Origin of the sequence: Snuella lapsa (assembly GCF_039539345.1) — a bacterium.
Taxonomy (GTDB): domain Bacteria; phylum Bacteroidota; class Bacteroidia; order Flavobacteriales; family Flavobacteriaceae; genus Snuella; species Snuella lapsa.
Genome location: NZ_BAABCY010000040.1, coordinates 64,376 through 88,500 on the forward strand (window position 1 = coordinate 64,376; position 24,125 = coordinate 88,500).

The window sequence follows — 24,125 nt, forward strand, 5'->3', positions numbered from 1 at the left end:
TTAAATATTGTCCCACATTAATTTTAATACCTAAAAATAGAAAATATAGCGATAAGTATCGATTCTAATAGTTTTGTAAAGGACTATCTTTGCAGCCGATTATAAAAAACAAGGTTTCAAAAATGGCTAAAACAATAAAACATTCAGAATTTGTACTTATAGGTGGCGGCATAATGAGTGCCACATTGGCAATATTGCTTTTTGAAAAATTTCCTGGAAAAAAGATCACAGTTATTGAAAAGCTTCCCAAAATGGCAGAGGAAAGTTCGGAGGCGTGGAATAATGCCGGAACAGGACATGCTGGTAATTGTGAATTGAACTATACACCAGAGAAAAAAGGAATAATAGACTCCCAAAAGGCGATTACAATAGCCGAACAATTTAAAGAGACCTTGGGTTTTTGGAGGGATTGTGCCGAGAAGGGATATATTAATAATATCTCTAAATGTATACATGCCGTTCCCCATATTAGTTTTGTTCAAGGGAAAAAGGATGTGGCTTTTTTAGAAAAAAGATGGCAAATTTTAAAAGAAATCTCTCATTTTAAGGAGATGGTTTTCTCTAAGGATATTGAAGAAATAAAGCAGTGGATACCGTTGATGATGGAGGGAAGGCCGAGCAAAACCAAAGAAGTAGCTGCAACTTATTTTGAGGATGGTTATGATGTGAACTTTGGGGAAATTGCCGATCAAATTTTTCGTTTTTTGGCTAAACAGGATAATGTACAATTACTAAACTACAGTAATGTTTACAATTTACAGCAAACAAACAATAAACGCTGGTTATTAAGCATTAAGGGACAGAATGTTGGTAAACATTGGAAATTGGTTACGAATTATGTTTTTATAGGAGCAGGAGGGGGCACTTTACCGTTACTTGAAAAGTCGAACATAAAGGAAGCCAAAGGTTATGGAGGTTTCCCAATAAGTGGTTTGTGGTTACGTTGTACAAATCCTGAAATTATTGAAAAACATGAAGCCAAGGTATATGGAAAAGCTAAAAAAGGTTCGCCACCTATGTCGGTGCCGCACATGGATACCCGAATGATCAATGGACGTAAGGAGTTGTTGTTTGGGCCTTTTGCAGGCTTTACTACCAAGTTTTTAAAGCATGGTTCTATGTTTGATTTGCCTCGATCTGTTGAATTCGACAATATTATGAGTCTTTTAGGAGCAGGGTATCAAAACTTACCATTAGTTAAATACCTTGTTAAACAGGTAAGCCTGAGTTTTAAGGACCGTATGGAGATGTTACGCGAATTTTACCCTGAAGCTAACGATGATGACTGGAAAATGGTCGTGGCCGGACAACGGGTGCAAATTATTAAGCGTAATAAAAAAGGTTTTGGTAAGTTGGAGTTTGGTACTGAAATTATAGTATCCAAAGATAAAACGATTGCTGCACTTTTAGGAGCATCGCCAGGAGCCTCTACGTCCTACTCGGTAATGAAAAATGTTCTTGAAAAATGTTTCTAGTTAAAAGAGGTCTTAAAAGTTTATTCTGAATAACAAAATAAATAGCTTTTTAAGACCTCATTCGACATGCTTGTTCTAATAAAGTTCTTTAATCTTTTTAAGTTTGGATTTCCACAGCTTTAAAGATTCTTTGTGGGCTTTAATATTATTTAGCACTTCCTTAACCAATGGATTGTCGTCGTCCACGTTAGTAAAAAATTGCAGATTGTTTTCCAATTGATTGATCTGGTGCTTGGTTTCGTCTATTTTCTTACGAATAAACGAACGTTCGTTATCCAAGTTACTTGTGTCGTCAGAATCACCGCTATTTAAGTTTTCTAATTTATTTTCAAACTTGATCATTTCAATTTCATTCTTGTCCATATTTAAACTGGACAACAATTCATCTATAGTTTTGTTAAATTTGCCTTCAATATAGCGCTTGTCGTTTGGTACGCGTCCTAAATTTTTCCACTCATTTATATGGGCCTTTATTGTATCCAAGTTTGCGGATTTGTCACCAGTTAATTTTAAAACCTTTAGCGTTTCCAGAAGTTCATGTTTTTTGTTAAATGCCTCTAAGTGTTCCTTGCTAGCTGCATTTTTTAAGGCATGTAACCTATCAAAGTAGTAGTTGCAGGCAGTTTTAAATTGCTTCCATATCCTATCGCTGTCTTTGCGGGGAACATGACCAATTTTTTTCCAGTCACTTTGGATTTTTTTCATCAAAGAGGTGGTTACCTCATAGTCTTCACTGTCTTTATTATCTTCAGCTATTTTAACAAGTTCTAATTTCTTCTGGAGGTTGTTGTACTGTTCCTTTTTTAAGTTTTTATAAAAGGCATTTTTTTGACGGTTAAAACGCCTTACGGCATCTTTAAACTTTGCCCAAGTACTTTCGTTTACTTTCAAGGGGACTTTTCCAGCATCAAAGAAGTCGTTTCTTAAACTTTCAATTTCTTTAATTTTCTTTTGCCAACCATTATGGGAGCTGGCTCCTTGTTCATTTATTGTTTCAATATTGGCAATAATTTCAAGTTTTTTATCGAGGTTTTTTTCATAAACTTTATCAAGATCTTGAAAGTACAATTGCCGTTTGTCGTTAATGGCCTTTGTAGCAGCTTTAAAGCGTTGCCATATAATTTCACGATGTTCTTTGCCAACTGGACCTAATTCTTCTTTCCACATTTTGTGAAGCTCTTGAAGCTCCCTAAATGCACGCATCACATTGTCGTCTTTAGCTAATTCTTCAGCTCGCTCAATGATTTTGAGCTTTTTCTCTAGATTGTGTTTAAAGTCTAAGTCCCTTAAATCACGATTTAAATGCAAAAAGTCATAAAACATTTCTACATGATGGTGGTAGCTGTTCCAGGCATTGTTGTATTTATCTCTTGGAATGGGACCGGTGTTTCTCCAGCGTTCTTGTAGCTCTTTAAAGTGCTTATATGTTGTGTTTATGTTTTCTTCAACGTTTATAAGCCCTTTAAGTTCTTCAATAATTTCAAGTTTAGTAGCTAAATTTTGTTTAAGGTTCTTTTCGATGTTTTTGTAGTGCTCATTAAGTTTAGCACGGTAATCCCTGTAGGCCTCTTTATAACGTTTTTGGATAGGAGATGAATAGTAAAAATCAATTTCGTTTCCACCGTCATTTAAAAATTCTTCTTTTTTTTCGTCGAGCAGTTCCTGAAATTTAGCTTTAAACTCAGAATTTATACTTTCTACATGCGATTTTATAGCTTGTACTTTTTCTTTTTTTAGAAGGTTTTCAAGCTCAATTGCCAAGGATTCGAGAGACATTTTGTCGTATTCCTTAACTTCAATGGTATGACGTTCTTTATTGCCTTCATCTTCAGCATCTTCGGCATTCGATTCATCTATTTCATTAAGAATTTCATCGTGTCCTTCTTCGTCTTTAGCTTCCTCTGTATTATTGGTTGTATCGGGCACATCGGAAGTACTTGAACTAGGTGTAGGATCTGTCTGAGCAGTATCGGCAGAAGTACTAGTCTCAGGTACAACTTCAAGATGGTTTTCTGTGGTTGTATCTGTTTCTGCGTCCTTCTTCTTGTCAACTTGGGAAGTATTCGTTACATCGTCATTATTAGATGGATTTGCAGGGGGATTAACGCTCTCGTTTTCTTCTGCTTTATGCGTATTATTTATCTCAGACATTTTAAAAATGTTTAGGTTCGTTAAGTTTCTTCAAAGTTTAAATATACTAACAACTCTATTATTTACAAAGGAGTAGTAGCGTTTTAATAGTTTATTTATTTGTTTTAATTAGGAATTCCATATAGACCAGGCTTTTTCGGCCTGAAATTGCAACATGGCCAAACCGTTAACGGTCGTAGCATGAGCCATTTTTCCTAATTTAAGAAATTTAGTTTCTTCGGGATTGTATATTAAGTCAAATAATATATGTTTTTCGGTAATGGCTTTATATGGAATATCTGGGCAATTGTCGATGTTTGGGAAGGTGCCCAAAGGTGTACAATTTATGATTAATTGATGCGATTTAATATCGTTTTCTGTCAATGAAGTATAGGTGTAATCCACACCTTTAGAAGCTTTTCGGGATACATAGCTAATGTCTATGCCTAGCTTTTTAAGGCTATAGGCAATAGCCTTGCTAGCACCACCGGTCCCTAATATTAAAGCTTTTTTGTGATGTTTTTTTAAATAAGGTTTCAAAGATTTTTTGAAACCATAGCAATCGGTGTTGTAGCCAACAAGTTTACCTTTTTTTGTGATCTTAATCGTGTTTACTGCACCTATGGCTTTTGCCTTTTTATTTACTTTGTTTAAATAAGGGATAACTTGTTCTTTATAGGGAATGGTTACGTTTAGACCTTTTAGTCCTTCCGTATTTTTAATGATTTCTGGAAATAAGTCAATAGATTCTATATCGAAATTCTCATAGGAGGTGTCTGCTATTTGTTCTTCTTCAAACTTTAGTTTAAAATATGTCTTTGAAAATGAATATGAAATATTCTTACCTAAGAGCCCTAATTTTTTAATCATGTATTTTTCTGGTTTTTTGTCCGTAAATTTCTAGTGCTAGTACAATGGCTATCCCCAGTATTATAAAGCCAATGGCGTAATAGGTTTCACCCTGTAAATCTGGGACATAGCGTTTGTAGTTCGCTATTATTTTTTCTCCAGCAGAATCCAGCAGATAGCTGCCGTCGTTCTGCATTTTATAAATTGTTTTTTTCCATGGCCATACCACGCCTAGAGAGCCTATAATGAAGCCTATAATGACGGAAAGTGTAATGCTTTTATAGTGTTTTAAAATGTAGTTTAACAGATGGGAAAACGTTACTAGTCCTGTAACTGATCCTAATGTGAAAACAGCTAAAACTTTAAGCATTCGCAAGCGTTCTACATTGTCAATAAAGCCAAAGTCACCTTTAATAATCTCGTAGAAGGTATCATATAGTGCGTTAACGGAATCGACCAATAGAAGTACATAGTTTCCCAGAAGAATTAAGATAAAAGAACCAGAAAACCCAGGAAGGGTCATGCCCGATACACTTATTATGCCACAAAAAAATACAAACCATAGATTGTCATTTTCTTTGGCTGGATTCAAAAAGCTGATACTCAATCCAATTATTATACCAATTGCCAAGGAACTGTATGTTTTGTAATTCCAATCCCTAAAATCTTTGTTTATATAATAGATAGAGCCAATGATCATACCAAAAAATACGCTCCATACATAGAGTTCATAATGTTTAATAAGATAATCTAAAGCTTTGGATACGCTAAAGTAGCTTACAATCATGCCAAAGAAGAGCAGGCTTAAAAAACGACCATTAACATAGTTGTAAAAGCTTTTAAACCGTCCGTTAAAAAGTAGTTTAAAGGCTTTTCTGTTTATTTTTTGCAGAGAATAAATAAACTCTTCATAAAAACCAGCAACAAAAGCAACAACACCACCAGAGACACCAGGAACCTTATTGGCCGCTCCCATACCCAATCCTTTGAGAACAAGAAATATTCTATCGGTAAGTGTTCTAGTACTTTGCATTATTGTTTTTTAGATCCTAATTTTTCAAGAATAAAAATAGTTAAAAATCCCAGAACCATTAGTGTTACAGCAAATCCAATTTGGTGTTCTCCACTAAAAGCAAATGGAGACACACTTTCCTGTAAAAGTGGCGTTTTAATACCTTTTGAGTTGGTGTGCCAGCTAAGGGTTTCTTTCCAGGGCCAAACTTTATTTAAAGAACCAAAGATAAAACCTGTGAGTAAAGCCAGTGTAATATTGTGGTAGTGTTTGAAAAGCCATTTTAAGATATGACTAAAACTTAGTAATCCAAAAACTGCACCTGTAATGAAAATGAGTAGTTTTTTAATGTCAAAATCATGAATAGCATCACTAAGTGTTTTATAGGCGCCAAGGATGATAAGGATAAAAGACCCGGAAATACCTGGTAATATCATTGCACAAATAGCAATTGCCCCGGCAAAAAACAGGAATGAAGTACTGGTGCTTGCACTAATTATGGGAAGGGCACTTATATAATAGGCTATGGCACTGCCAATAATTAATGTAATTATAGTGGAGATATTCCATTTAGTAATTTGTTTACCAACAAAATAAATACTTGCGATAATAAGGCCAAAAAAGAATGACCAGATTAAAACAGGGTGGTATTCTAATAAATATTTTGCAATCCTCATGAATGAAACGTAACTGGCAATAATTCCTATTAGGAGAGCTACAATAAAGCTTCCGTTTAACTGTATCCAAAATGATTTAAAGCCTTTGTTGAACAGTGTTTTAAAGAGTGACCCGTTTACATTGCTAATAGTCTCAATAAGTTCTTCGTAGATGCCTGATATAAAGGCGATTGTTCCTCCTGAAACACCCGGTACAGCATCGGCAGCACCCATTGCCAATCCTTTTAAAGTAATGGTTAAGTAGTTGGATAAACGTCGTTGCATATTTTGATTTTAACAAAAATCAAAGGTATGCATTTTAATGAAACCTTAGAGACAGTTTGTGGCGCGTTTTTCAAATTTGTTATAGATATAAACTAAGGCTTAAAACCAGAATTTAACAGAGCCAGATAAGGATTTTCATAACGAAAAATGCCCAAAAAAAAGCATAACAAAACTGAAAGGAAAATCTAAACAGTCTCTTAGTTTATAGATTCGCTTTTAGTAGGTTTTTTACGAGCTTTTTATTGGAAACTTTTGGAAAGAGCTCGTCGATAATAAAACTGTACTCTCTGTTGTAATCGAGTGCGTTTTTTAAATGAAATGTACCCTTGTCAATTTCATTTAACGATAAGTAAAGACCGGCCAAACGAAATTCTAATTCAGCATTTTCAGGGTAAAACTCAACAGCCTGTTCAAAATTGTAAATAGCTGCTTCGGGTTCACCTAGTTTAATAAGCAAATCGCCTCTGGATAACCAAGTGTTTAGTTCGTAGTTTCCCAGTTCTAATGTTTTTTTATAGCCACGTTCGGCTTCTTCATAATAGTTGAGCCTATGGTTTATTTGCGAGTATAATTTCCAGTAGATAACATTCTCTGTATCTATGTTAATTGCCTTGTTTATGTAGTATAGTGCTTTTTTATAATTTTTTCTTCGGTTATAAAACTTGGTAATGGCTATCCATCCTTTATCTAATAAAGGGTCTTCGTGAACAGTTTTATAAAAATATTGAACAGCTAAATCGTCTTTTCTTAATTTTTCGTAACAATGTCCTATACGTAGCAGTGCAAAGGATGTTGGGTCCTCTAACTTTAATGTTATACTATAGTTTTCTATGGCTTCTTCAAAGCGGTTTAATTTTTCAAGTACTTTACCGCGTTCAAGATATGCCCCTACAAAAGTGTCGTCTGAAATAATGGCAAAATCGAAGGCAGCTAACGATTTTTTATAATTTTTCAGATTGTAATATTGTTTGCCAAGTTGGTGCCAAGCAACTTCACTGTAAGGACTTTTGTCCAAAAACATATTAAGGTAGCTAATGGCCTCATCGCTTTGGTCCAAATACTCAAAACAGTAAATAACATTGTAAAGAGCGGAGTAATCCTCTATGTCTTCTTCTAAGCACTTCATGAAAGCCATTTTAGCCTCTTCAAACTGATCCAGAAATAAATATTCCATACCAATTAAAGAGTAAAGGTCTGCAACGTCATCAGTTAAATCTAATGCTTTTTTAAGCACATTGATAGCCTGTTGGTGTTCGTCTTTTTTCGATAATATATTGGCTTTTTGAATAAAGATCTCATCGTTGGTTGGATCTAAATTATAAAGTTCGTTTAGTAACGTATCTGCTTCTATAAGCTTATTTTCAAAAACATAAACTTCAACTTTAAAAAGTCTCAGGTTAATAGACGACGGGTGTTGATCTAAGCCTAACTTAATAGCTTTTTTTGCTAAAGCTATCTTACCTTGGTTTAAGTAATGATGTATTATGTTCTCAAACTCTTCGGAATCGAAAAACAAAACGTGGTTTGTTTTTAGCATAGATTCGAACTTGGTAAGAGGCAAATTATTGTTGTCTTCGGGACTAAACTCCATAGGCACAATGGTATTGTTTCTACCTTAATAAATTTAAGGTTCTAAAGCATTTTTTTAGAAGAATTACTCAAATGTTTTTAACAAAGTAATGAACAGGTGTTAGTTTTATTTTTACTTTTCTTTGTTTTTGTTTGATTGTTAGTGTGTTATGTTTTATTGTTGCTTTTGGTTTATTGTGTTTAGAATAGCAATAATGATGCCACACCCTTTAATAATTTCATCATTTGAGACGGTAAGAGGCGGGGTAATTCTTACGGCTTTAGGCTCGAAAAGTAACCAGAATAATATCAATCCTTTATTTTGAGCGTTAAGAATTAAGTCATTTACAATAGTAGATGAAGGCATAATAAGAGCCAACATTAATCCTTTTCCTCGTATTTCTTTAATGAGCGGGTGGATTAAAAGTTTACGGATAAGTGCTTCTTTTTCCTGAGCTTTCTGCATTAGGTTGCTGGTTAGGACTTCTTGAAGCGTAGCATGAGCTGCGGCGGCTATAAGCGGATGTCCTCCAAACGTGGTAATATGCCCTAGTTTGGGGCGGTCTTGAAGTAAGTCCATAAGTTTGCTCGAAGCTGTGAAGGCTCCAATAGGTAGTCCGCCTCCTAAACCTTTGCCACTAACTAAAATATCAGGGATACAATTGTAGTGTTCAAAACCAAAAAGTTTTCCAGTACGACCTATGCCTGGCTGGATCTCATCTAAAATGAGTAACGCTCCAACTTTTGTACACTGTTCTTTAACCTTTTCCAGATAGTCATTTTCTGGTACTATAAAGCCAGCTCCACCTTGAATGGTTTCTAAAATAACACAAGCGGTTTGGGATGTAATGTGTTTTAAATCGTTTGTATCATTAAAAGCGATGAAGCGTGTGTTTGGTATTAAGGGCCTAAATGCTTGTTTGCGCTCTTCAAACCCCATCACACTCATGGATCCCATTGTATTGCCGTGATATGCTTTATGTGCAGCGATTACTTCGCTTCTGCCCGTAGCTCGTTTGGCTAGTTTTAATGCGCCTTCGATGGCTTCGGTTCCGGAATTTGTTAGGTAGGTTTTTTCTAAAGGAGCTGGTAAATTTTTAGCTAATAGTTTGGTGAGCTGCACAGCCGTTTTTTGGATGTACTCGCCATACACCATAACATGTAAATATTTGTCTAGTTGCTCCTTGATAGACGCGTTTACTTTTGGGTGTTTGTGTCCCAGGGTACAGGCAGAAACACCAGCGACAAAGTCCAAATAAGCTTTGTTATTGGTATCGTATATGTAAGACCCTTCTGCATGGGAGATCTCTAGAGAAAGGGGATGAGGGGATGTTTGTGCTTGGTATTTAAAAAAGTCTGAGGTCATGGCTATTTGCTCGTTTTGTTTTTTAAGGAGTCTTTAGCCTTTTGTTGGTCTTTAATATGTTGCGGCAACCTTCGTGAGGCCTTTGGGTCTTCATCTTCTTTGGTTTTAGCTTCACTATCGGCTTTTTCCATACGTTCTACCATAGCGTCGTCAAAGAATTCCTCTTGAGGTACATAGTCTTCTAAACCTTTTATTTTAGGAAGGTTTAATGGCGGATCGTCTTTAAATAAATCGTCGACACTTTTTGGGCGTTCTTCTTCACGCCAATCAAAATCTTTTAGTAGCTTGTCTTTTTCCTGATATTTGGACTCTGGGTATAAGCCTCCGTCAGTTTGATTTAACCTAGTATATTCCTCGATGTCCCCTTCAGAAAATAGCATGTAAATGCTTCCCGATTTGGCTTTGTCTATCCCTATTAATTCTTGTTTTTCGTTTCGCGTGTAAAAGATAGACTCGGCATTTTTGTTGATGTTAACTTTGCGCAAGGTGTTTTCGTCATTAAATAATCCAACCAATCGAAGGCCTTTTATTTGGTTGTACCCATCGTCACTAAGGGTGTCTTTACTTATAATAAAGGCGTTATTAAAAACAATCAGGGAGTCTAACTTTTCCGTTTTGGTATTGGATATTAAATGAATGGTGTCTCCAGTCATTTGGTTTTCTAAGTTCCAAAGAACGGGTTTGCGTTTTTTGGTAAAGGCATCATTGGCTGCAGAACGGGAAATATTAATTAACTGCATTAAACCTGTTTGTTGGTTAAAATGGATAGAATCTGCCTTACCACTTAAATCAGATTTATAAATTTTTACATTTCTAAAGGCTCTGGTAATGCGTTTTTCTGGTTTGCCAGTAACCATCAAGGTGTCGCCGTGTATGTAAATGGAATCTTTTTCCTGAACACTTATGGCTAAGGCTTTTTTTGTAATGAAGACGGAGTCTTTTTCTTTAAATACTTCAGCGTAATGTCCTTTTATGATACTATTGTTTATGGTGTCTGTAACGGTAATGTTGTTAGTAGCCGAAGCAAAACTTTTGGTATTGTCAAAATATAAACTATCACCCTCTACAATACGGTTGTCGTAGTCTATCCGGGCTTTTTTAATAGCGTGACCTATTTTGGTTTTTGTGTCGTAAAATCCTTTTTCACAGTAGGTATGGCTCTCTTTTGTTGTTATGGTTGATGGCCCGTATAAATATGCATGTCCAGTATCGGAGTAAAAATCGAAAAAGTTTGATTTTACTGTTGCTTCTTCATTAACTAGTACCACATCGGTAACAAACTGGTATTTTTTTTGATTCATGTAGTAGCGCCCTATTTTACTGGTTATGGTTCCAGATGAATCTTTTACTACTTTGCCTCCTGTTCTATAGTATGCTTGTTGTTTTACACGGTCAAAATACAGCGTGTCTGATGTTACCGTAGAGTTGGGATCCTTTAGTACTACTTCTCCACTAGCATAGGCTAGTAGAGACTTGCCACTGTATTCTATATATTTGGAGGTCATGGTTATGGTATCTGCTTGAATCATTTTTACGTTGCCATAGGCTTCTATAAATTTTTCAGAGCCGTAGTGTATAGCTTTATCGCACCATAGATTAATGCTTCCGTGTACAATATGAACTTGTTGTGAGTCGTCTCGGGTAAAAACATTGGCACCGGGATATTTTTCTTCATCAAAGGTTAAAAAACCCGAATACGGGATTTCAATGACTTTCTTTTCCTGTGCATCAAGTTTAATAGAAAGAGTTAGGCTAAGGATTGTTATAACGTAAAAAAGATATGATAGTTTCAAAGTATACTTATTTGTGGCAACAAAAATAACGATAATAATAATTTATAATTGTATGGTTACAAAAAACGCTCCAAAATATTTTGGAGCGCTTGGTCACATTAGTTACTAATAGATGTTTAAATACTTTAAACGGGTTTTCCTAAGATTGCTAATTATTTTGACCAATCTGTCTTTCCTTTTTCTTTTTTTACAAAAACAATCTTACTTGCAATATAAATACCTTGGTTAAAAATACCGTCTGAGTCTTCAATAAGGTTAGGTATTTCTTCTCCCTTAAAAGCAACGTGTATTTTTTCTTTTTCTCTATTTAAATTTTTAAGTTTTTCAGACAGTTTTGAGAATTCTTCTTCACTAGTGTATACATTAATTATTCTGTCGTTCTCTATTTTTAATTTGAAATAAGGGCTTCTTAATATATTGTTTTTGCTTAATATTTTAAAGTAGTCATAAGATTTAAGTTCTGAATTTGAAAGGTCATTTTGGTTTGCAGAATTAATTGCATTTTCAAATTCAATAGCTTTATCTTCAGGGTATCCATGAAGACTTTTGAAATCAATTAGTTTAATATAAATATCACCTTCATGATAATTTTGATTTTTTTTGTTACAGGCTAAAATGCATAAAAGAAGTAATGCTAACGGTAGTTTTTTCATAAAAATTCGAAAGGGAAGTATATTGTACGATTTTGTTCGTAATAATATCTTGCTTGATGTTAAATTAGTATCGATGAGGAAAAGCTGTAAGTTGCTTAGAGTCAATAAAAAATGATTTTAAAAATGTATTTGACCTTAGTTTCTTGTTGATAAAAACAATATAAGCTAAAAATTAATTCGTGAATAATTTCAGTAAGAATATTTACTTTAAAGATATTAAAATTTATGGCGTTTATAAAGGTTAATATAAAAAAAGACTACATTTTAAGTAGTCTTTTTTTTATATAGGATTATAGAGAGGTTTTTACTTAACCAATTGCTGTCTAAAAATAGTTTGCTTTCTATCTGGTCCTACAGAAACAATTGTAATAGGGATTTCCAGTTCTTTTTCCAAAAAAGCAATGTATTCGTTTAGAGCTTCCGGAAGTTGTGATGCATCATCCATGGCCGTTAAATCTTCATTCCAACCTTTAAATTCAGTATAGATAGGTTCTACATTTTCTGGTTCGATATTGTACGGGAAATGTTCTATTGTTTCTCCTTTATATTTATAAGCGGTACATACTTTAAGGGTTTTAAAACCAGAAAGCACGTCGCCTTTCATCATCATTAACTGTGTTACGCCATTAACTTGACAAGCGTATTTTAAGGCTACAAGGTCTAACCAACCACAGCGTCTGGGACGTCCTGTAGTTGCACCAAATTCGTTTCCTACACGTGCCATGGTTGCTCCATCGTTATCGAACAATTCGGTAGGGAATGGTCCGGAACCAACTCGGGTAGTGTAAGCCTTGAAGATACCGAATACTTCACCAATTTTATTAGGAGAAACACCCAAGCCTGTACAAGCACCGGCCGCTGTTGTATTACTGGAAGTAACAAATGGATAGGTTCCAAAATCAATATCCAATAAAGAGCCTTGAGCGCCTTCGGCAAGAATGGTCTGACCTGCTTTTTGAGCCTGGTATACATACTCTTCGGAGTCAATAAACTTAAGTGATTTTAAAGTTTCTACTGCTTCGAAGAACTCGGCTTCCAGTTCTTTTAAATCATATTGAATGTCAACATTGTAAAACGAAATCATGGATTCGTGTTTGTCGGCTAGGGCTCTGTAGCGGTCTTTCCAGTCGCTTAATTCTAAATCGCCAACACGAATGCCATTTCTACCAGTTTTATCCATATATGTTGGTCCAATACCTTTAAGGGTGGATCCAATTTTTGCTTTTCCCTTAGCAGCTTCACTGGCAGCATCTAATAAACGATGCGTGGGTAAGATTATATGTGCTTTTCGGGAAATAAGCAATGATTTTCTATAGTCTATGTTTTGCTCTTCTAATTTGTCAAGTTCTTTTTTAAAGATAACAGGGTCAATAACAACGCCATTACCAACTAAATTAGTGGCATCTTCATGAAAGATTCCTGATGGAATAGTATGCAATACGTGTTTTTTACCATTAAAAACCAGTGTGTGACCAGCATTTGGTCCGCCTTGAAAACGTGCTATAATATTATAGTTCGATGTAAGTACGTCAACAATTTTTCCTTTGCCTTCGTCTCCCCATTGTAATCCTAGTAGTAAATCTACTGCCATTGTAAAAAATAATTAGTTGGTTGATTTTCTGTTTCCGTAAAAGTAGAGTGAGTGATTGTTGATTTCAATATCAAAAATCTCTTCGATTGTTTTTTTTATTGATTCGATCCTGGGATCGCAAAATTCTATAACTTCTCCTGTATCTGTAAGGATGACATGATCGTGTTGCCTGTCGAAGTACGATTTTTCGTAGTGCGCTTGGTTTTGACCAAATTGATGTTTCCTAACCAAGCCACATTCTAAAAGCAACTCTATTGTATTGTACAAAGTAGCACGGGAAACGCGATACTTTTTATTTTTCATGCTAAGATATAGGGATTCTATATCGAAGTGTTCTGTATTATTATAAATTTCTTGCAGTATAGCGTAGCGTTCGGGTGTTTTTCTGTGCCCGTTGTTCTCTAAGAAACTTGTAAATACGCTTTTTACTATTTCTTGATTTTTTGTATCTGCCTTTGCATTCATAATTTCGTCGCAAATTTACACTTTTTTTACACTCTGGAAACCTTATCTATACCATTAATTTTTTTAAGTTTCTCCAAAAGCTTTTTTAATAGTGTCTTGTTTTTTACAATTACGTTAATTTTCCCCGAAAACAATCCGTCATCACTTTCAAAACTCAGGCTTTTCATGTTTACGTGCATATTGGACGAAATAATTTGTGTGATGTCGTTAACCAGTCCAATATGATCGATACCAGATACAGCAATTTGAGCCAAAAACTCTTGTTGTGTTGAATCGATCCATTTGGCAGACATAATCCGGTATGCATAGTTGGATTGCATACTTAAGGCATTTGGACAGTTCTTTTTGTGTACCTTAATACCTTCGGTAACAGTTACAAAACCAAATACTTCGTCTCCAGGAATTGGGTTGCAGCAATTTGCCAGTTTATAGTCAAGCTTTTCTTCTTCTTTGCCGAAAACAATAGAATCGTAGTTAGCAGTTACTTCTTCTTTTTCGAGTTCGTCTTTGCTTATATGAGGTTTTCGGGATATTTTATTCTTGATAAAACTCATTAAGACATTGCTCCTGGATGCAGCAAAATCCTTAAGCATCGTATTGTCGATGGTGCCAATACCAACGCGATAAAATAAATCTAAACTGGTTTTAAGTTTAAAATAGTTTACCAGCTCGTTAACGGAAGATTCGTTAAGGGTTATTTTAAGTTGTTTTAATTTTCTTCGCAAAATTTCCTTGCCTTCTTCTCCAATATGCTTTTTGTCTTCTTTTAAAGCAGATTTTATTTTGCTTCTGGCTCTTGCAGTAGTGGCATAGTCCAACCAATTGGCATTGGGTTTTGCCGACTCCGAGGTTAGTATGCTAACTTGGTCACCACTGTGTAGTTCATGACTTAAGGGAACCAGTTTGCCATTAACTTTTGCGCCCCTAGTTTTCATCCCTACTTCGGTATGGATACTAAAGGCAAAGTCGAGAGATGTGGCTCCTTTAGGCAATGATTTTAGTTCGCCGGCAGGTGTAAAAACAAAAATCTCTTTTGAGTAAAGATTTAGTTTAAATTGTTCTACAAAATCTACGGCGTTGGTATCAGGGTTTTCTAATGCTTCCTGTAGTTTGTTAATCCAGCTCTCTAAGTTATCTTCTTTCTCGCTTGCTTGTTTGTATTTGTAATGCGCAGCATAGCCTTTTTCGGCGATTTCGTTCATGCGTTCACTGCGTATTTGTACTTCTACCCAACGTCCTTTGGGACCCATAACGGTAATGTGTAAGGCTTCGTATCCTGTCGATTTAGGAGATGATATCCAATCGCGTAACCTAATAGGGTTGGGTCTAAAGTGGTCGGTTACAACCGAATAAATCTTCCAAGCTAAAAATTTCTCGTTTACATCTTCACTCTTATAAATAATCCTAATGGCAAACTTATCATAAACTTCGTCAAATGAAACGCCTTGTTTAACCATTTTCCTCCGAATGGAAAAAATGGACTTGGGTCGTCCTTTTATGGTATATTCAAGTTGTTCTTTGTCTAAGGATTTTTTTATAACGTCGCTAAATTCTTTAATATACAGGTCTTGTTCTTCTTTACTTTCTTTAATTCTGTTAAGAATGTCGAAGTAAACATCGGGCTCTGTATATTTTAAGCCTAGATCCTCAAGTTCTGTTTTTATGTTGTAAAGTCCAATACGATGGGCTAAGGGCGCGTAAATGTATAAGGTTTCCGAAGCGATTTTAACTTGCTTGTCTGGCCGCATGGAATCCATAGTTTGCATGTTATGGAGCCTGTCAGCTATTTTAATGATGATAACGCGTACGTCATCATTCAATGTTAAGAGCATCTTTCTAAAGTTCTCTGCTTGTAAGGATACGTCCATATCTTTTTTAAGGGAAGATATTTTGGTGAGTCCGTTTACAATGCGTGCAACTGTAGCACCAAACAAGCGCTCTATATCGTCAATAGTATAATTTTTGCTATCTTCTACAACGTCGTGAAGTAATGCAGCAGCAATGGATGTCGCATCTAAACCAATTTCTTGAGCTACAATTTTAGCTACTGCCAGTGGGTGGAAAATATATGCTTCTCCTGATTTTCTACGTTGATCTTTATGGGCATCCAATGCCACGTCAAAGGCACTACGAATAAGTTTTTTGTCGTCGCTAGTAAGTGTGGTATAGCTAACTCTTAATAACTCTTTGTAGGCTTTGGTAATGGCTGCGTTCTCTTTTTCTATGGCTTCCTCTGTCATAAATTAAAAATAACATAAAGAATGTTAATTACCAATAGGTTTATGGTTTTTATAGTGTGTTTTTAAGGTTTAAGGTGTTAAAAACTTGACAAGCTGCGAAATAGCTTTTCCTCTGTGTCCTATCTTGTTTTTTAGGCTTAAATCCATTTCAGCAAATGTTTCACTATAGTTTTCGGGTTTAAAAATGGGGTCGTAACCAAACCCCTTGTCTCCTTTTTTACTCTTGGTGATACTACCTGGACAAATTCCGGTAAAGGTGTGAAGGGTATTGTTAAGGTACAAGGCAATTACGGTTTTAAATTGGGCATTTCTGTTGGATTTAGAATCCAGTTCCAAAAGTAATTTGTTCATATTGTCATTGGCATTACGCTGATTACCAGCATAACGTGCTGAGTAAACGCCAGGAGCGCCATTTAAAGCAGCAACTTCTAGTCCCGTGTCGTCGGCAAAACAATCCAAGCCGTAATGGTTCTTTATGTATTGGGCTTTTTGAATGGCATTCCCTTCAATAGTGTTTTGGGTTTCAGGAATATCATCCAAACAGTTTATGTCTTTTAAACTTAAAAGTTTAATGTGTTCTGGCATTAAAGCTTGTACTTCTTTAAGCTTATTTAAATTATTGGTAGCAAATACAAGTTGCATAGAATCGTTAGTTTTAGGGGGCAAAAATACAACTATTTGGGGCAAACAAAAGCCGTTGAAACTGATTAGTTAACAGATTATCTTTATTTTTTGTATGGCTTCTTTTATGCCAGTCGTGGCAGGTTTGGCAATTACTGTTAAGTTGTGTTTGCTTTCTATGGCAGGTTTAGGGTCGATAAAATAAATGGGAGTATTGGTAGGGACATAATGTATCAATCCAGCAGCGGGGTATACTTGCATGGACGTGCCAATAATTATTAGTATATGGGCTGTCTCACAAATGTTAATGGCAGACTGCATCATGGGAACATCTTCACCAAACCATACAATGTGTGGGCGTAATTGGTAGCCCTTTTTACATGTGTCGCCTAGGATAAGATCTGTTGTCCATTTTTGAATATCTAATGCGTCGTAGGTACTTCTTACCTTTAACAGTTCGCCATGTAGGTGGATTACATTAGAGCTTCCTGCACGTTCGTGAAGATCGTCGACATTTTGGGTAATGATGCTTACTTTAAATTCCCTTTCTAAGGTTGCCAAATCCATATGTGCTTGATTTGGGCTAACTTCAAACAATTGGCGTCGTCGCTGATTGTAAAAATCGAGTACCAATTCTGGGTTTGCCCGAAATCCTTCGGGAGTAGCAACTTCCATAACATCATGGCCTTCCCATAGTCCGTTGGCATCCCTAAAGGTCTTAATCCCGCTTTCGGCGCTCATACCCGCTCCAGTAAGTACAACAATATGTTTTTTCATTTATTATTCGTTAATGGCTATTGGTAGTTAGTTGATTGTGCAATGGTAAAGAACTATTAATTTTAAACCATCTCAATTAACAAAAACAACTTGTGCCGTTCAGGCGGACAATTTTAATAACAAAGTTAAAGGTAATCATCTTGTTGCTTTGAACAAAATAAAGAGATAGATCATTTATGTGCCTAAAAACTTTAGTAGTTTTGTGTTATGATAGATGTAAAACTACTAGAGTACCTTGAAGGTTACCTGACCGGTAATCGTAAAGCGCGTTTTGAATCGGTTTTATCACAGCGTACAAAGCATTTTACCGTAGCCACCGAAGATGTATACCAATTACATAATACCAGCGCTGTGATACGAAGCTGTGATGTTTTTGGTATTCAGGAAGCAAACATTATCGAAGAGCGTAATACCAAACGTATCGATAGAGAAATAGCTATGGGAGCACAAAAATGGGTGGATTTAAATCGCTATACGAGTGTGAAAGATTGTATAGTTGATTTAAAGCAAAAGGGGTATCAAGTTGTAGCCACTACACCGCATACGGATGATTGTTTATTGCACGAGTTTGATATTCGTAAAAAGTCATGCTTTTTCTTTGGTAGGGAAACCGAAGGCGTGTCGCAAGAAGTACTGGATGCGGCCGATTGCTATTTAAAGATTCCTATGGTAGGGTTTACGGAGAGTTTAAATATTTCTGTGTCTGCAGCCATCATTTTACAGCATGTTACAACTAAATTGAGACAAACGGACATTGCCTGGCAACTAACAGAAACTGAACAGTTAGAGAAACGTTTGGATTGGTGCAAGAAAACAATTAAGCGTTATGATGATATTATAGCTCGTTTTTATAGTAAGGGGTAAGCAATATACTTAGGGGAATTTTACTCATTTATTGGTTAAATGGTTATATTTAAGGAACATAAAAGTTACGTCATGGAACATAATATGGTAGGTTGGTTCGAAATTCCTGTAAATAATATGGAACGGGCTAAAGCGTTTTACGAAGCTGTTTTTCAAGTAGAGATAAGTATACACGATTTTGGAGGTATGCTTATGGGATGGTTCCCTGATAGAGGGGAAGTGCCTGGAGCGCAAGGTACTTTGATTAAACAAGATACTTATGTGCCAAGTAGAGAGGGCACGCTTGTTTATTTTATAAGTGCGAATGTTCAAAATGAATTGGATAGGGTTAAAGTTGCAGGTGGGGAAATATATCAACAAAAGACCCAAATATCACCCGAACATGGGTATATGGGGGTTTTTATAGATAGTGAGGGTAACAGGGTTGCTTTGCATTCAAGGAATTAAGCGGTTGACCTTAATTCTAATGCGTAATCTTTTAGGCTAAAAAGAGGTTATAGCCTATTGCTTCGGCTTTTACTTAGAAGTTTGAATTCTTCATAGCATTCACTAATGGCATCTAATATTTGCAAATCGTTGGCGGTTTGTATAAAGCCTTTGGAATAATTACACTGGCTAACGATTTCATCAAGGTCTACACGATCTACATTTAAAAGTACGGTAAGCATTTCCCTATCAAATCGGGAAGCAAGCAAGTTTCTAATTTCATCGTCCTGCTTCATCTTTTTAAGCTTGCGTAATTCGTTAGGTTTTTTTCCGAACATACGATGTAAAAAGTCGGCTGGGTTGAAAATAGAGCCTAAAACCTTACTTACGGTACCTGGAGAGCTGGCTTCGTAACCTGTATTTGGAAGCCCGGAAATACTGTATCTGTAATTATTGTTAATGTCAGGAACTTGCTCAATGTCTACCTCTAAATAACCAGTAAGCCTTAATTGGTTAACCACCACTTCTTCGAGTGCCAATGCTAGTTCTGTTAGTTCTATTTTGGAATCTCCAAACTTTATCCAGTCATTAGTAACGCGTACTTTTATGGATTTAAAGCCTAAATAAGAAAAATGAAGGGTATCGTTTGCCTTGGCAGAAATTTGAAATTCCCCTTCTTTGTTGGTTGTTGTACCTATAACTTGGTTAAGGTTTACGATGTTCACGCTTTCAAGAAAGCTACCATCTGCTGCATTAACTACTACACCTTTTATTTTACTAGAGTTTTGCCCCAAACATAATGTAGAGGTGGTAACAAATAAAAAAAGTAGCAGATAATATTTCATGCGTTTATATTTACTGTTGTTCAAAAGTTAATGATGCATCCATATTGTCTCATTGTTATATCACAATTGAAAAGACTATGGATGCTTCATTGTTTTGATATGAAATTCTTAATTTGTTATAAAAGTACTAAACAAAATAACAAGATGGAGAATCTAAGTTTCATTTTTGACTTAAAATTAACAAATCCAAGAAAATTAAACGATATATTTAAATTCTATCGTCTGGATCTTCTGGGTCTTGAAAGGCCCGAACCTCCTTGGGTTGACTTAAAATCGGAACCAGAACGTCTTGGTTTTGAATTTGAAAATCGTTTTTCACTATTTTTTTTACGATCTCTTTTTCCACCACGACCTTTGCCGTCACGTTTTCCACCACGACCTCTATTCTCTGATACTTCAACATTTACAAATCGACCATTATGTTTAAAATCTGTAAAGAAAGTAAGTACTTTTTCTTGTAATTCATTTTCGGTATTAAAAAATGAAAAGCTATCTTTTACTTCAACTTTAAAGACATCGTCTCTGCCAAAGTCTAACATTTCTTTTAAGAAATCCTTTAGCTTCATCCAATCGTAGCCATCTTTTCTACCTACATTTATAAAGTAACGGGTAGAATTCGAACTTTCTTTATAATCACGACCACTATCACTTTCGCGGCTGCTGGATTCTGAGACGTTTAAATCTCTTGATTTTTGGTAATAGTTATAAAAACGTGTGAACTCAACCGAGAAGAATTTTTTTATCAGTTCGTCTTTGGTAGTGTCTTCAAATAATTCATTAATACTGCTTAAGTACTTGTCAATTTCATGATTGACTTCGGTGTTATGTACTTTATTGGCTAATGACATTAATTGCACTTCACAAATTTCCATTCCGTTTGGAATGTCTTTTTTATCGAAATTTTTCTTGATGATACGTTCGATACTTTTAATTTTTCGAACTTCACTTTTAGAAACAATAACCATAGAAACCCCTGTTTTACCGGCACGACCTGTACGGCCAGAGCGGTGGGTATATGTTTCAATTTCGTCTGGTAACTGGTAGTTTATAACATGTGTAATGTCATCTACATCAATGCCCCGAGCAGCCACATCGGTAGCGACCAGCATTTGTATTTGTTTGTTTCTAAAGGATTTCATTACTAAATCCCGTTGATTTTGACTTAAATCGCCGTGTAGAGCAGCAGCACTATAGCCATCTTCGATGAGTTGTTCTGCGACTTTTTGAGTGTCGCGTTTGGTACGACAGAAAACTACCGAGAATATATCGGGGTTTGCATCAGCCAAACGTTTTAGGGCCTGGTAACGGTCTCTTGCGTTTACCAAAAAGTACTCATGGGTTACATTGCTAGTACTTTCATTTTTGTTACCTACAGTTATTTCTATAGGTTGGTGCATGAAATTTTTAGCAATGGTAGCGACTTCTTTGGGCATTGTTGCCGAAAATAGCCAGGTGCTTTTGTCTTCTGGCGTGTGCGATAAAATGGATGTTATGTCTTCATAAAAGCCCATGTTTAACATTTCGTCGGCTTCATCTAGAACAGCATATTCTATCTTCGAAATGTCTACCAAGCGTCTACTTATCATATCTTTCATACGACCAGGCGTGGCAACGATTATTTGGGCTCCTTTTTTTACGTCCCTTGCTTGTTCTGTGATACTTGATCCTCCATAGATCGCAACAACATTAAGTCCTTTACAATATTTGCCATATTGTTTCATTTCATTGGCGATTTGTAAGCAAAGCTCACGGGTAGGTGATAGGATGAGCCCTTGGGTGGTACGGCTATCTACATTTATTTTTTGTAGCATAGGAAATCCGAAAGATGCTGTTTTTCCAGTTCCTGTTTGCGCTAAAGCAACTAAATCGCCTTCTTTTTCTAATAAAATTGGAATAGCTTTGTTTTGTACTTCACTTGGTTTTTCAAAACCTAAATCGGTAATAGCCATTAAAAGGTCTTCATTAAGACCTAAATCTTGGAATGTGTTCATTCTGGTATAAGTATTCGATTATGTTTATGCGGTGTTACATTAGAAGCGAATCGACATACTTAAACCTTAAACTTCCAGTAACACATCCTCACTCTGAGGAATTTAAAGCGGCAAAGATACATAAAAGTTTTAAGTTCTAAGTTTAAAGATTAAAAGTAGCGATTTTTAAAACTCAGGTATTACTATAAATACTTATGCGTAGGTTTTCTGGAGGCTATTCCCTTAGGTTCTTGATGCGCTGCAATAGGGTAGGATGGGAATAGTGCATAAACACATAGGCCTTGTGTGGTGTTAAATTGCTTAAGCTGTTTTTAGATAATTTTTTAAGAGAGGAAATTAAAGGTTCGGCTTTATAAGTGTTTTTGGCATAATCATCAGCCTGATATTCAAATTTTCTAGAAAAGCCATTCATAATAAGGCCAGTAATTTCACTTATGGGGCTGTACAATAGCCCAAAGGCAATAAGTCCAATGTGAAAACTTGGTGTTTCTACTCCTAATGCGTTTGATAACAGAGGATTTGAAATAAAGAGCGATAGTATATAAAGCATGATTCCTGTGAGCAAAATTGAAGCGCAGAGGTTAAAAATAATATGTTTCCTTTTGTAATGGCCAACTTCATGGGCTAGCACGGCAACTATTTCGTCTTCTTCTAAATCGTTAATTAGGGTGTCGTAGAGTGTTACACGTTTTTCTCTGCCAAATCCCGAAAAATAGGCATTTGCTTTGGTACTTCTTTTAGAGCCATCAATCACAAAAATCTTGTCTAACTTAAATCCTACTGTTTTAGCATATTCGGAAATGTTATCCCGCAAAGATCCTGATTCTAATGGAGTTTGCTTATTAAATAATGGAACAATAAGTTTTGAGTAAAACATATTCATGAATATGGTAAAAACAGCTATTAGCCCCCAAGCATAAAGCCAGAATTGTGATTTGGTAAGCTCATAAAACCAAATGATTAAAGCTAGTAATCCACCGCCAATAATTATCATCATTAGCCAAGCTTTTAATTTGTCGAGTAAGAATGTCTTTTTAGTTGTTTTGTTAAATCCAAAGCGTTCTTCAATAACAAAAGTACTGTAATAGGAAAAAGGTGTTGTAATAATATCACTTCCTATCATGATAATGCCAAAAAATACTAAAGCAACAATAATATTGTTGTTACTGTAACTTCTAGCAATAGTATCAACGAATTCAAAGCCGTCAAAAATTAAAAACCCTAATGTTAATAGTAATGAAAATGTTGAGGTAATTATACCAAATTTGTAGTTTGTTAGTTTATAGGCTTGCGATTTTTTGTATTCGGTCTCATCATAAACATCTTTCAGGTCTTCTGGTAGGGTGTCGTTAAAATGTTTTGCGTTTAGTGCATTAATGATTTTGTCGATTACAAAATTGATAACAATAATTCCGATGATAATATAGAAAAGGGTGTTTGCGGTCATATTTATTTTTCTGTTGTCATTGCGAATCCCGATTACTTGAGAGACGAGGCAATCTGTTTAAATTAAGTTGAAATCATAAGATTACTTAGGTCATAATTCCTTCTTAATGGAAGTTTATTTGAAATCCCGTTGTCTTTTGGCTTCAAAAATAAGAATTCCTGCGGCAACAGAGACATTCATGGAATCTATTTCTCCTTGCATGGGGATAATAATATTTTGATTGGAGTTGTTTAGCCACTCTTCACTTAAACCAGTAGCTTCTGTTCCAACAATAATGGCTGTAGGTTTTGTGAAATCTTGCGTGTGATAATGTACGGATGCTTGTAAGGCCGCACAATAGATTCTGATGTTTTTTGCTTTTAAAAATTGAATAACTTCTGTAGTGTTTCCCAAAGCAATATGTTTGGTAAATACACAACCAACACTAGAGCGTATAATATTGGGGTTATACAAATCTGTTTTAGGGTTGGCTATAATAACGGCATCGACATTGGCTGCATCGGCAGTTCTTAATAAAGCTCCTATGTTGCCTGGTTTTTCGGGAGCTTCTGCAACTAAAATGAGCGGTGTTTCGGTTTTGAATGCAAGTGCGTTGACATTATGAGCTTTACTCTTGGCAACTGCTAAAACGCCCTCGGTAGTATCTCGATATGCTAACTTTTGATAGACTTCTTTTGAGACCGCAATGGTGTTTATTGGGGTACTTGTTAATTTATTTAGCTGCGCCATCGAAAACAACTCTGAATAAAACAAAATTGTTTCAATCTCATAACCGCCTTTAATAGCTAAAGATATTTCGCGTTCCCCTTCAATTAAAAACAATCCGGTCTTTTTACGTTCGCGAGATTTGTCCTTTAACTGAACCAGTTGGCGAATATATGTGTTATTGGTACTGGAAATTTGTTTGTTCATTGTAAAGGCAAATGTAATTTAAATTCGTGTAATTTTATTTCTGATAGTGCGACAAAACGGTTTTATTGAATTATTATGAAATATTTTTATTTGAATATCCGTTTTTCGTCATAATCCTGTGATATTAGCAATAACCAACCTATCGAAGAGTTTGTCCT

Annotated in this window: 20 protein-coding genes; 3 read left to right on the forward strand and 17 right to left on the reverse strand. The window is 35.6% G+C overall.

The features are described 5' to 3' along the window. Nucleotides 1–122: 122 nt before the first annotated feature. Complete coding sequence (mqo, locus tag ABD792_RS08905) at nt 123–1,475, forward strand: malate dehydrogenase (quinone) (RefSeq protein WP_345005566.1); 1,353 nt, start codon at nt 123–125, stop codon at nt 1,473–1,475. A gap of 75 nt (nt 1,476–1,550) precedes the next feature. On the opposite strand, the gene ABD792_RS08910 is transcribed toward mqo, so the two are convergent. From ABD792_RS08910 to ABD792_RS08970, 13 genes are all read right to left on the reverse strand, one after another. Further along, nucleotides 1,551–3,626, reverse strand: coding sequence for a DUF349 domain-containing protein (locus ABD792_RS08910; protein ID WP_345005567.1), 2,076 nt, complete (start codon nt 3,624–3,626; stop codon nt 1,551–1,553). A 108-nt stretch (nt 3,627–3,734) separates the two neighbouring features. Continuing rightward, entirely contained in the window at nt 3,735–4,475 is a 741-nt protein-coding gene (locus ABD792_RS08915) for a shikimate dehydrogenase family protein (RefSeq protein ID WP_345005568.1), read from the reverse strand. Further along, nucleotides 4,468–5,487: a DUF368 domain-containing protein gene (locus ABD792_RS08920; protein WP_345005569.1), complete on the reverse strand. Its 1,020-nt coding sequence runs from the start codon at nt 5,485–5,487 to the stop codon at nt 4,468–4,470. The genes ABD792_RS08915 and ABD792_RS08920 overlap by 8 nt, the downstream gene beginning before the upstream one ends. Continuing rightward, complete coding sequence (locus ABD792_RS08925; protein ID WP_345005570.1) at nt 5,487–6,407, reverse strand: polyprenyl-phosphate transporter; 921 nt, start codon at nt 6,405–6,407, stop codon at nt 5,487–5,489. The genes ABD792_RS08920 and ABD792_RS08925 overlap by 1 nt, the downstream gene beginning before the upstream one ends. Nucleotides 6,408–6,609: 202 nt before the next feature. Then, nucleotides 6,610–7,998, reverse strand: coding sequence for a tetratricopeptide repeat protein (locus tag ABD792_RS08930; RefSeq protein ID WP_345005571.1), 1,389 nt, complete (start codon nt 7,996–7,998; stop codon nt 6,610–6,612). 153 nt (nt 7,999–8,151) lie between these two features. After that, nucleotides 8,152–9,342: an aspartate aminotransferase family protein gene (locus ABD792_RS08935; RefSeq protein WP_345005572.1), complete on the reverse strand. Its 1,191-nt coding sequence runs from the start codon at nt 9,340–9,342 to the stop codon at nt 8,152–8,154. A 2-nt stretch (nt 9,343–9,344) separates the two neighbouring features. Then, nucleotides 9,345–11,135 carry an OstA-like protein gene (locus tag ABD792_RS08940; RefSeq protein ID WP_345005573.1) on the reverse strand — a complete coding sequence of 597 codons (1,791 nt, stop codon included), beginning with the start codon at nt 11,133–11,135 and terminating at the stop codon, nt 9,345–9,347. 152 nt (nt 11,136–11,287) lie between these two features. Beyond that, the gene (locus ABD792_RS08945) at nt 11,288–11,788 is read right to left on the reverse strand and encodes a hypothetical protein (RefSeq protein ID WP_345005574.1); all 501 of its coding nucleotides are present in this window, start codon (nt 11,786–11,788) and stop codon (nt 11,288–11,290) included. A 304-nt stretch (nt 11,789–12,092) separates the two neighbouring features. Next, the gene (locus ABD792_RS08950; RefSeq protein WP_345005575.1) at nt 12,093–13,379 is read right to left on the reverse strand and encodes an adenylosuccinate synthase; all 1,287 of its coding nucleotides are present in this window, start codon (nt 13,377–13,379) and stop codon (nt 12,093–12,095) included. Nucleotides 13,380–13,391: 12 nt separating this feature from the next. Continuing rightward, nucleotides 13,392–13,844 carry a Fur family transcriptional regulator gene (locus ABD792_RS08955; protein WP_199115104.1) on the reverse strand — a complete coding sequence of 151 codons (453 nt, stop codon included), beginning with the start codon at nt 13,842–13,844 and terminating at the stop codon, nt 13,392–13,394. A 26-nt stretch (nt 13,845–13,870) separates the two neighbouring features. Continuing rightward, complete coding sequence (locus ABD792_RS08960; protein ID WP_345005577.1) at nt 13,871–16,084, reverse strand: RelA/SpoT family protein; 2,214 nt, start codon at nt 16,082–16,084, stop codon at nt 13,871–13,873. Nucleotides 16,085–16,153: 69 nt separating this feature from the next. Continuing rightward, nucleotides 16,154–16,726: a non-canonical purine NTP diphosphatase gene (locus ABD792_RS08965; protein WP_345005578.1), complete on the reverse strand. Its 573-nt coding sequence runs from the start codon at nt 16,724–16,726 to the stop codon at nt 16,154–16,156. Between the two features lie 69 nt (nt 16,727–16,795). Beyond that, entirely contained in the window at nt 16,796–17,482 is a 687-nt protein-coding gene (locus ABD792_RS08970) for an SIR2 family NAD-dependent protein deacylase (protein WP_345005579.1), read from the reverse strand. Between the two features lie 207 nt (nt 17,483–17,689). Between ABD792_RS08970 and ABD792_RS08975 the strand changes: the two genes are divergently transcribed. Together ABD792_RS08975 and ABD792_RS08980 are read left to right on the forward strand one after the other, a co-directional pair. Then, a complete protein-coding gene (locus tag ABD792_RS08975; RefSeq protein ID WP_345005580.1) occupies nt 17,690–18,346 on the forward strand; it encodes a TrmH family RNA methyltransferase in 657 nt (218 codons plus the stop codon). A gap of 72 nt (nt 18,347–18,418) precedes the next feature. After that, on the forward strand, nt 18,419–18,793 hold the full coding sequence (locus ABD792_RS08980; RefSeq protein ID WP_345005581.1) for a VOC family protein: 375 nt from the start codon (nt 18,419–18,421) through the stop codon (nt 18,791–18,793). 47 nt (nt 18,794–18,840) lie between these two features. Here the strand turns inward: ABD792_RS08980 and ABD792_RS08985 are convergent, their stop codons facing one another. The 4 genes from ABD792_RS08985 to ABD792_RS09000 all read right to left on the reverse strand — a co-directional run bounded on the left by ABD792_RS08985 (nt 18,841) and on the right by ABD792_RS09000 (nt 23,967). After that, nucleotides 18,841–19,617: a carboxypeptidase-like regulatory domain-containing protein gene (locus tag ABD792_RS08985; RefSeq protein ID WP_345005582.1), complete on the reverse strand. Its 777-nt coding sequence runs from the start codon at nt 19,615–19,617 to the stop codon at nt 18,841–18,843. 215 nt (nt 19,618–19,832) lie between these two features. Beyond that, nucleotides 19,833–21,608 carry a DEAD/DEAH box helicase gene (locus tag ABD792_RS08990; RefSeq protein WP_345005583.1) on the reverse strand — a complete coding sequence of 592 codons (1,776 nt, stop codon included), beginning with the start codon at nt 21,606–21,608 and terminating at the stop codon, nt 19,833–19,835. Between the two features lie 214 nt (nt 21,609–21,822). Beyond that, nucleotides 21,823–23,055: a M48 family metallopeptidase gene (locus tag ABD792_RS08995; protein ID WP_345005584.1), complete on the reverse strand. Its 1,233-nt coding sequence runs from the start codon at nt 23,053–23,055 to the stop codon at nt 21,823–21,825. Nucleotides 23,056–23,169: 114 nt separating this feature from the next. Further along, on the reverse strand, nt 23,170–23,967 hold the full coding sequence (locus tag ABD792_RS09000) for a TrmH family RNA methyltransferase (protein ID WP_345005585.1): 798 nt from the start codon (nt 23,965–23,967) through the stop codon (nt 23,170–23,172). Nucleotides 23,968–24,125 lie beyond the last annotated feature (158 nt).

Bases quoted from the DNA above. Each gene is read 5' to 3' on its own strand.
- ABD792_RS08915 (WP_345005568.1), bottom strand. From the start codon at position 4,475: ATGATTAAAAAATTAGGGCTCTTAGGTAAGAATATTTCATATTCATTT.
- ABD792_RS08970 (WP_345005579.1), bottom strand. From the start codon at position 17,482: ATGAAAAAACATATTGTTGTACTTACTGGAGCGGGTATGAGCGCCGAA.
- ABD792_RS08945 (WP_345005574.1), bottom strand. From the start codon at position 11,788: ATGAAAAAACTACCGTTAGCATTACTTCTTTTATGCATTTTAGCCTGT.
- ABD792_RS08935 (WP_345005572.1), bottom strand. From the start codon at position 9,342: ATGACCTCAGACTTTTTTAAATACCAAGCACAAACATCCCCTCATCCC.
- ABD792_RS08965 (WP_345005578.1), bottom strand. From the start codon at position 16,726: ATGCAACTTGTATTTGCTACCAATAATTTAAATAAGCTTAAAGAAGTA.
- ABD792_RS08990 (WP_345005583.1), bottom strand. From the start codon at position 21,608: ATGAACACATTCCAAGATTTAGGTCTTAATGAAGACCTTTTAATGGCT.
- mqo (WP_345005566.1), top strand. From the start codon at position 123: ATGGCTAAAACAATAAAACATTCAGAATTTGTACTTATAGGTGGCGGC.
- ABD792_RS08960 (WP_345005577.1), bottom strand. From the start codon at position 16,084: ATGACAGAGGAAGCCATAGAAAAAGAGAACGCAGCCATTACCAAAGCC.
- ABD792_RS08980 (WP_345005581.1), top strand. From the start codon at position 18,419: ATGGAACATAATATGGTAGGTTGGTTCGAAATTCCTGTAAATAATATG.
- ABD792_RS08920 (WP_345005569.1), bottom strand. From the start codon at position 5,487: ATGCAAAGTACTAGAACACTTACCGATAGAATATTTCTTGTTCTCAAA.
- ABD792_RS08930 (WP_345005571.1), bottom strand. From the start codon at position 7,998: ATGGAGTTTAGTCCCGAAGACAACAATAATTTGCCTCTTACCAAGTTC.
- ABD792_RS08910 (WP_345005567.1), bottom strand. From the start codon at position 3,626: ATGTCTGAGATAAATAATACGCATAAAGCAGAAGAAAACGAGAGCGTT.
- ABD792_RS09000 (WP_345005585.1), bottom strand. From the start codon at position 23,967: ATGAACAAACAAATTTCCAGTACCAATAACACATATATTCGCCAACTG.
- ABD792_RS08925 (WP_345005570.1), bottom strand. From the start codon at position 6,407: ATGCAACGACGTTTATCCAACTACTTAACCATTACTTTAAAAGGATTG.
- ABD792_RS08995 (WP_345005584.1), bottom strand. From the start codon at position 23,055: ATGACCGCAAACACCCTTTTCTATATTATCATCGGAATTATTGTTATC.
- ABD792_RS08975 (WP_345005580.1), top strand. From the start codon at position 17,690: ATGATAGATGTAAAACTACTAGAGTACCTTGAAGGTTACCTGACCGGT.
- ABD792_RS08985 (WP_345005582.1), bottom strand. From the start codon at position 19,617: ATGAAATATTATCTGCTACTTTTTTTATTTGTTACCACCTCTACATTA.
- ABD792_RS08955 (WP_199115104.1), bottom strand. From the start codon at position 13,844: ATGAATGCAAAGGCAGATACAAAAAATCAAGAAATAGTAAAAAGCGTA.
- ABD792_RS08950 (WP_345005575.1), bottom strand. From the start codon at position 13,379: ATGGCAGTAGATTTACTACTAGGATTACAATGGGGAGACGAAGGCAAA.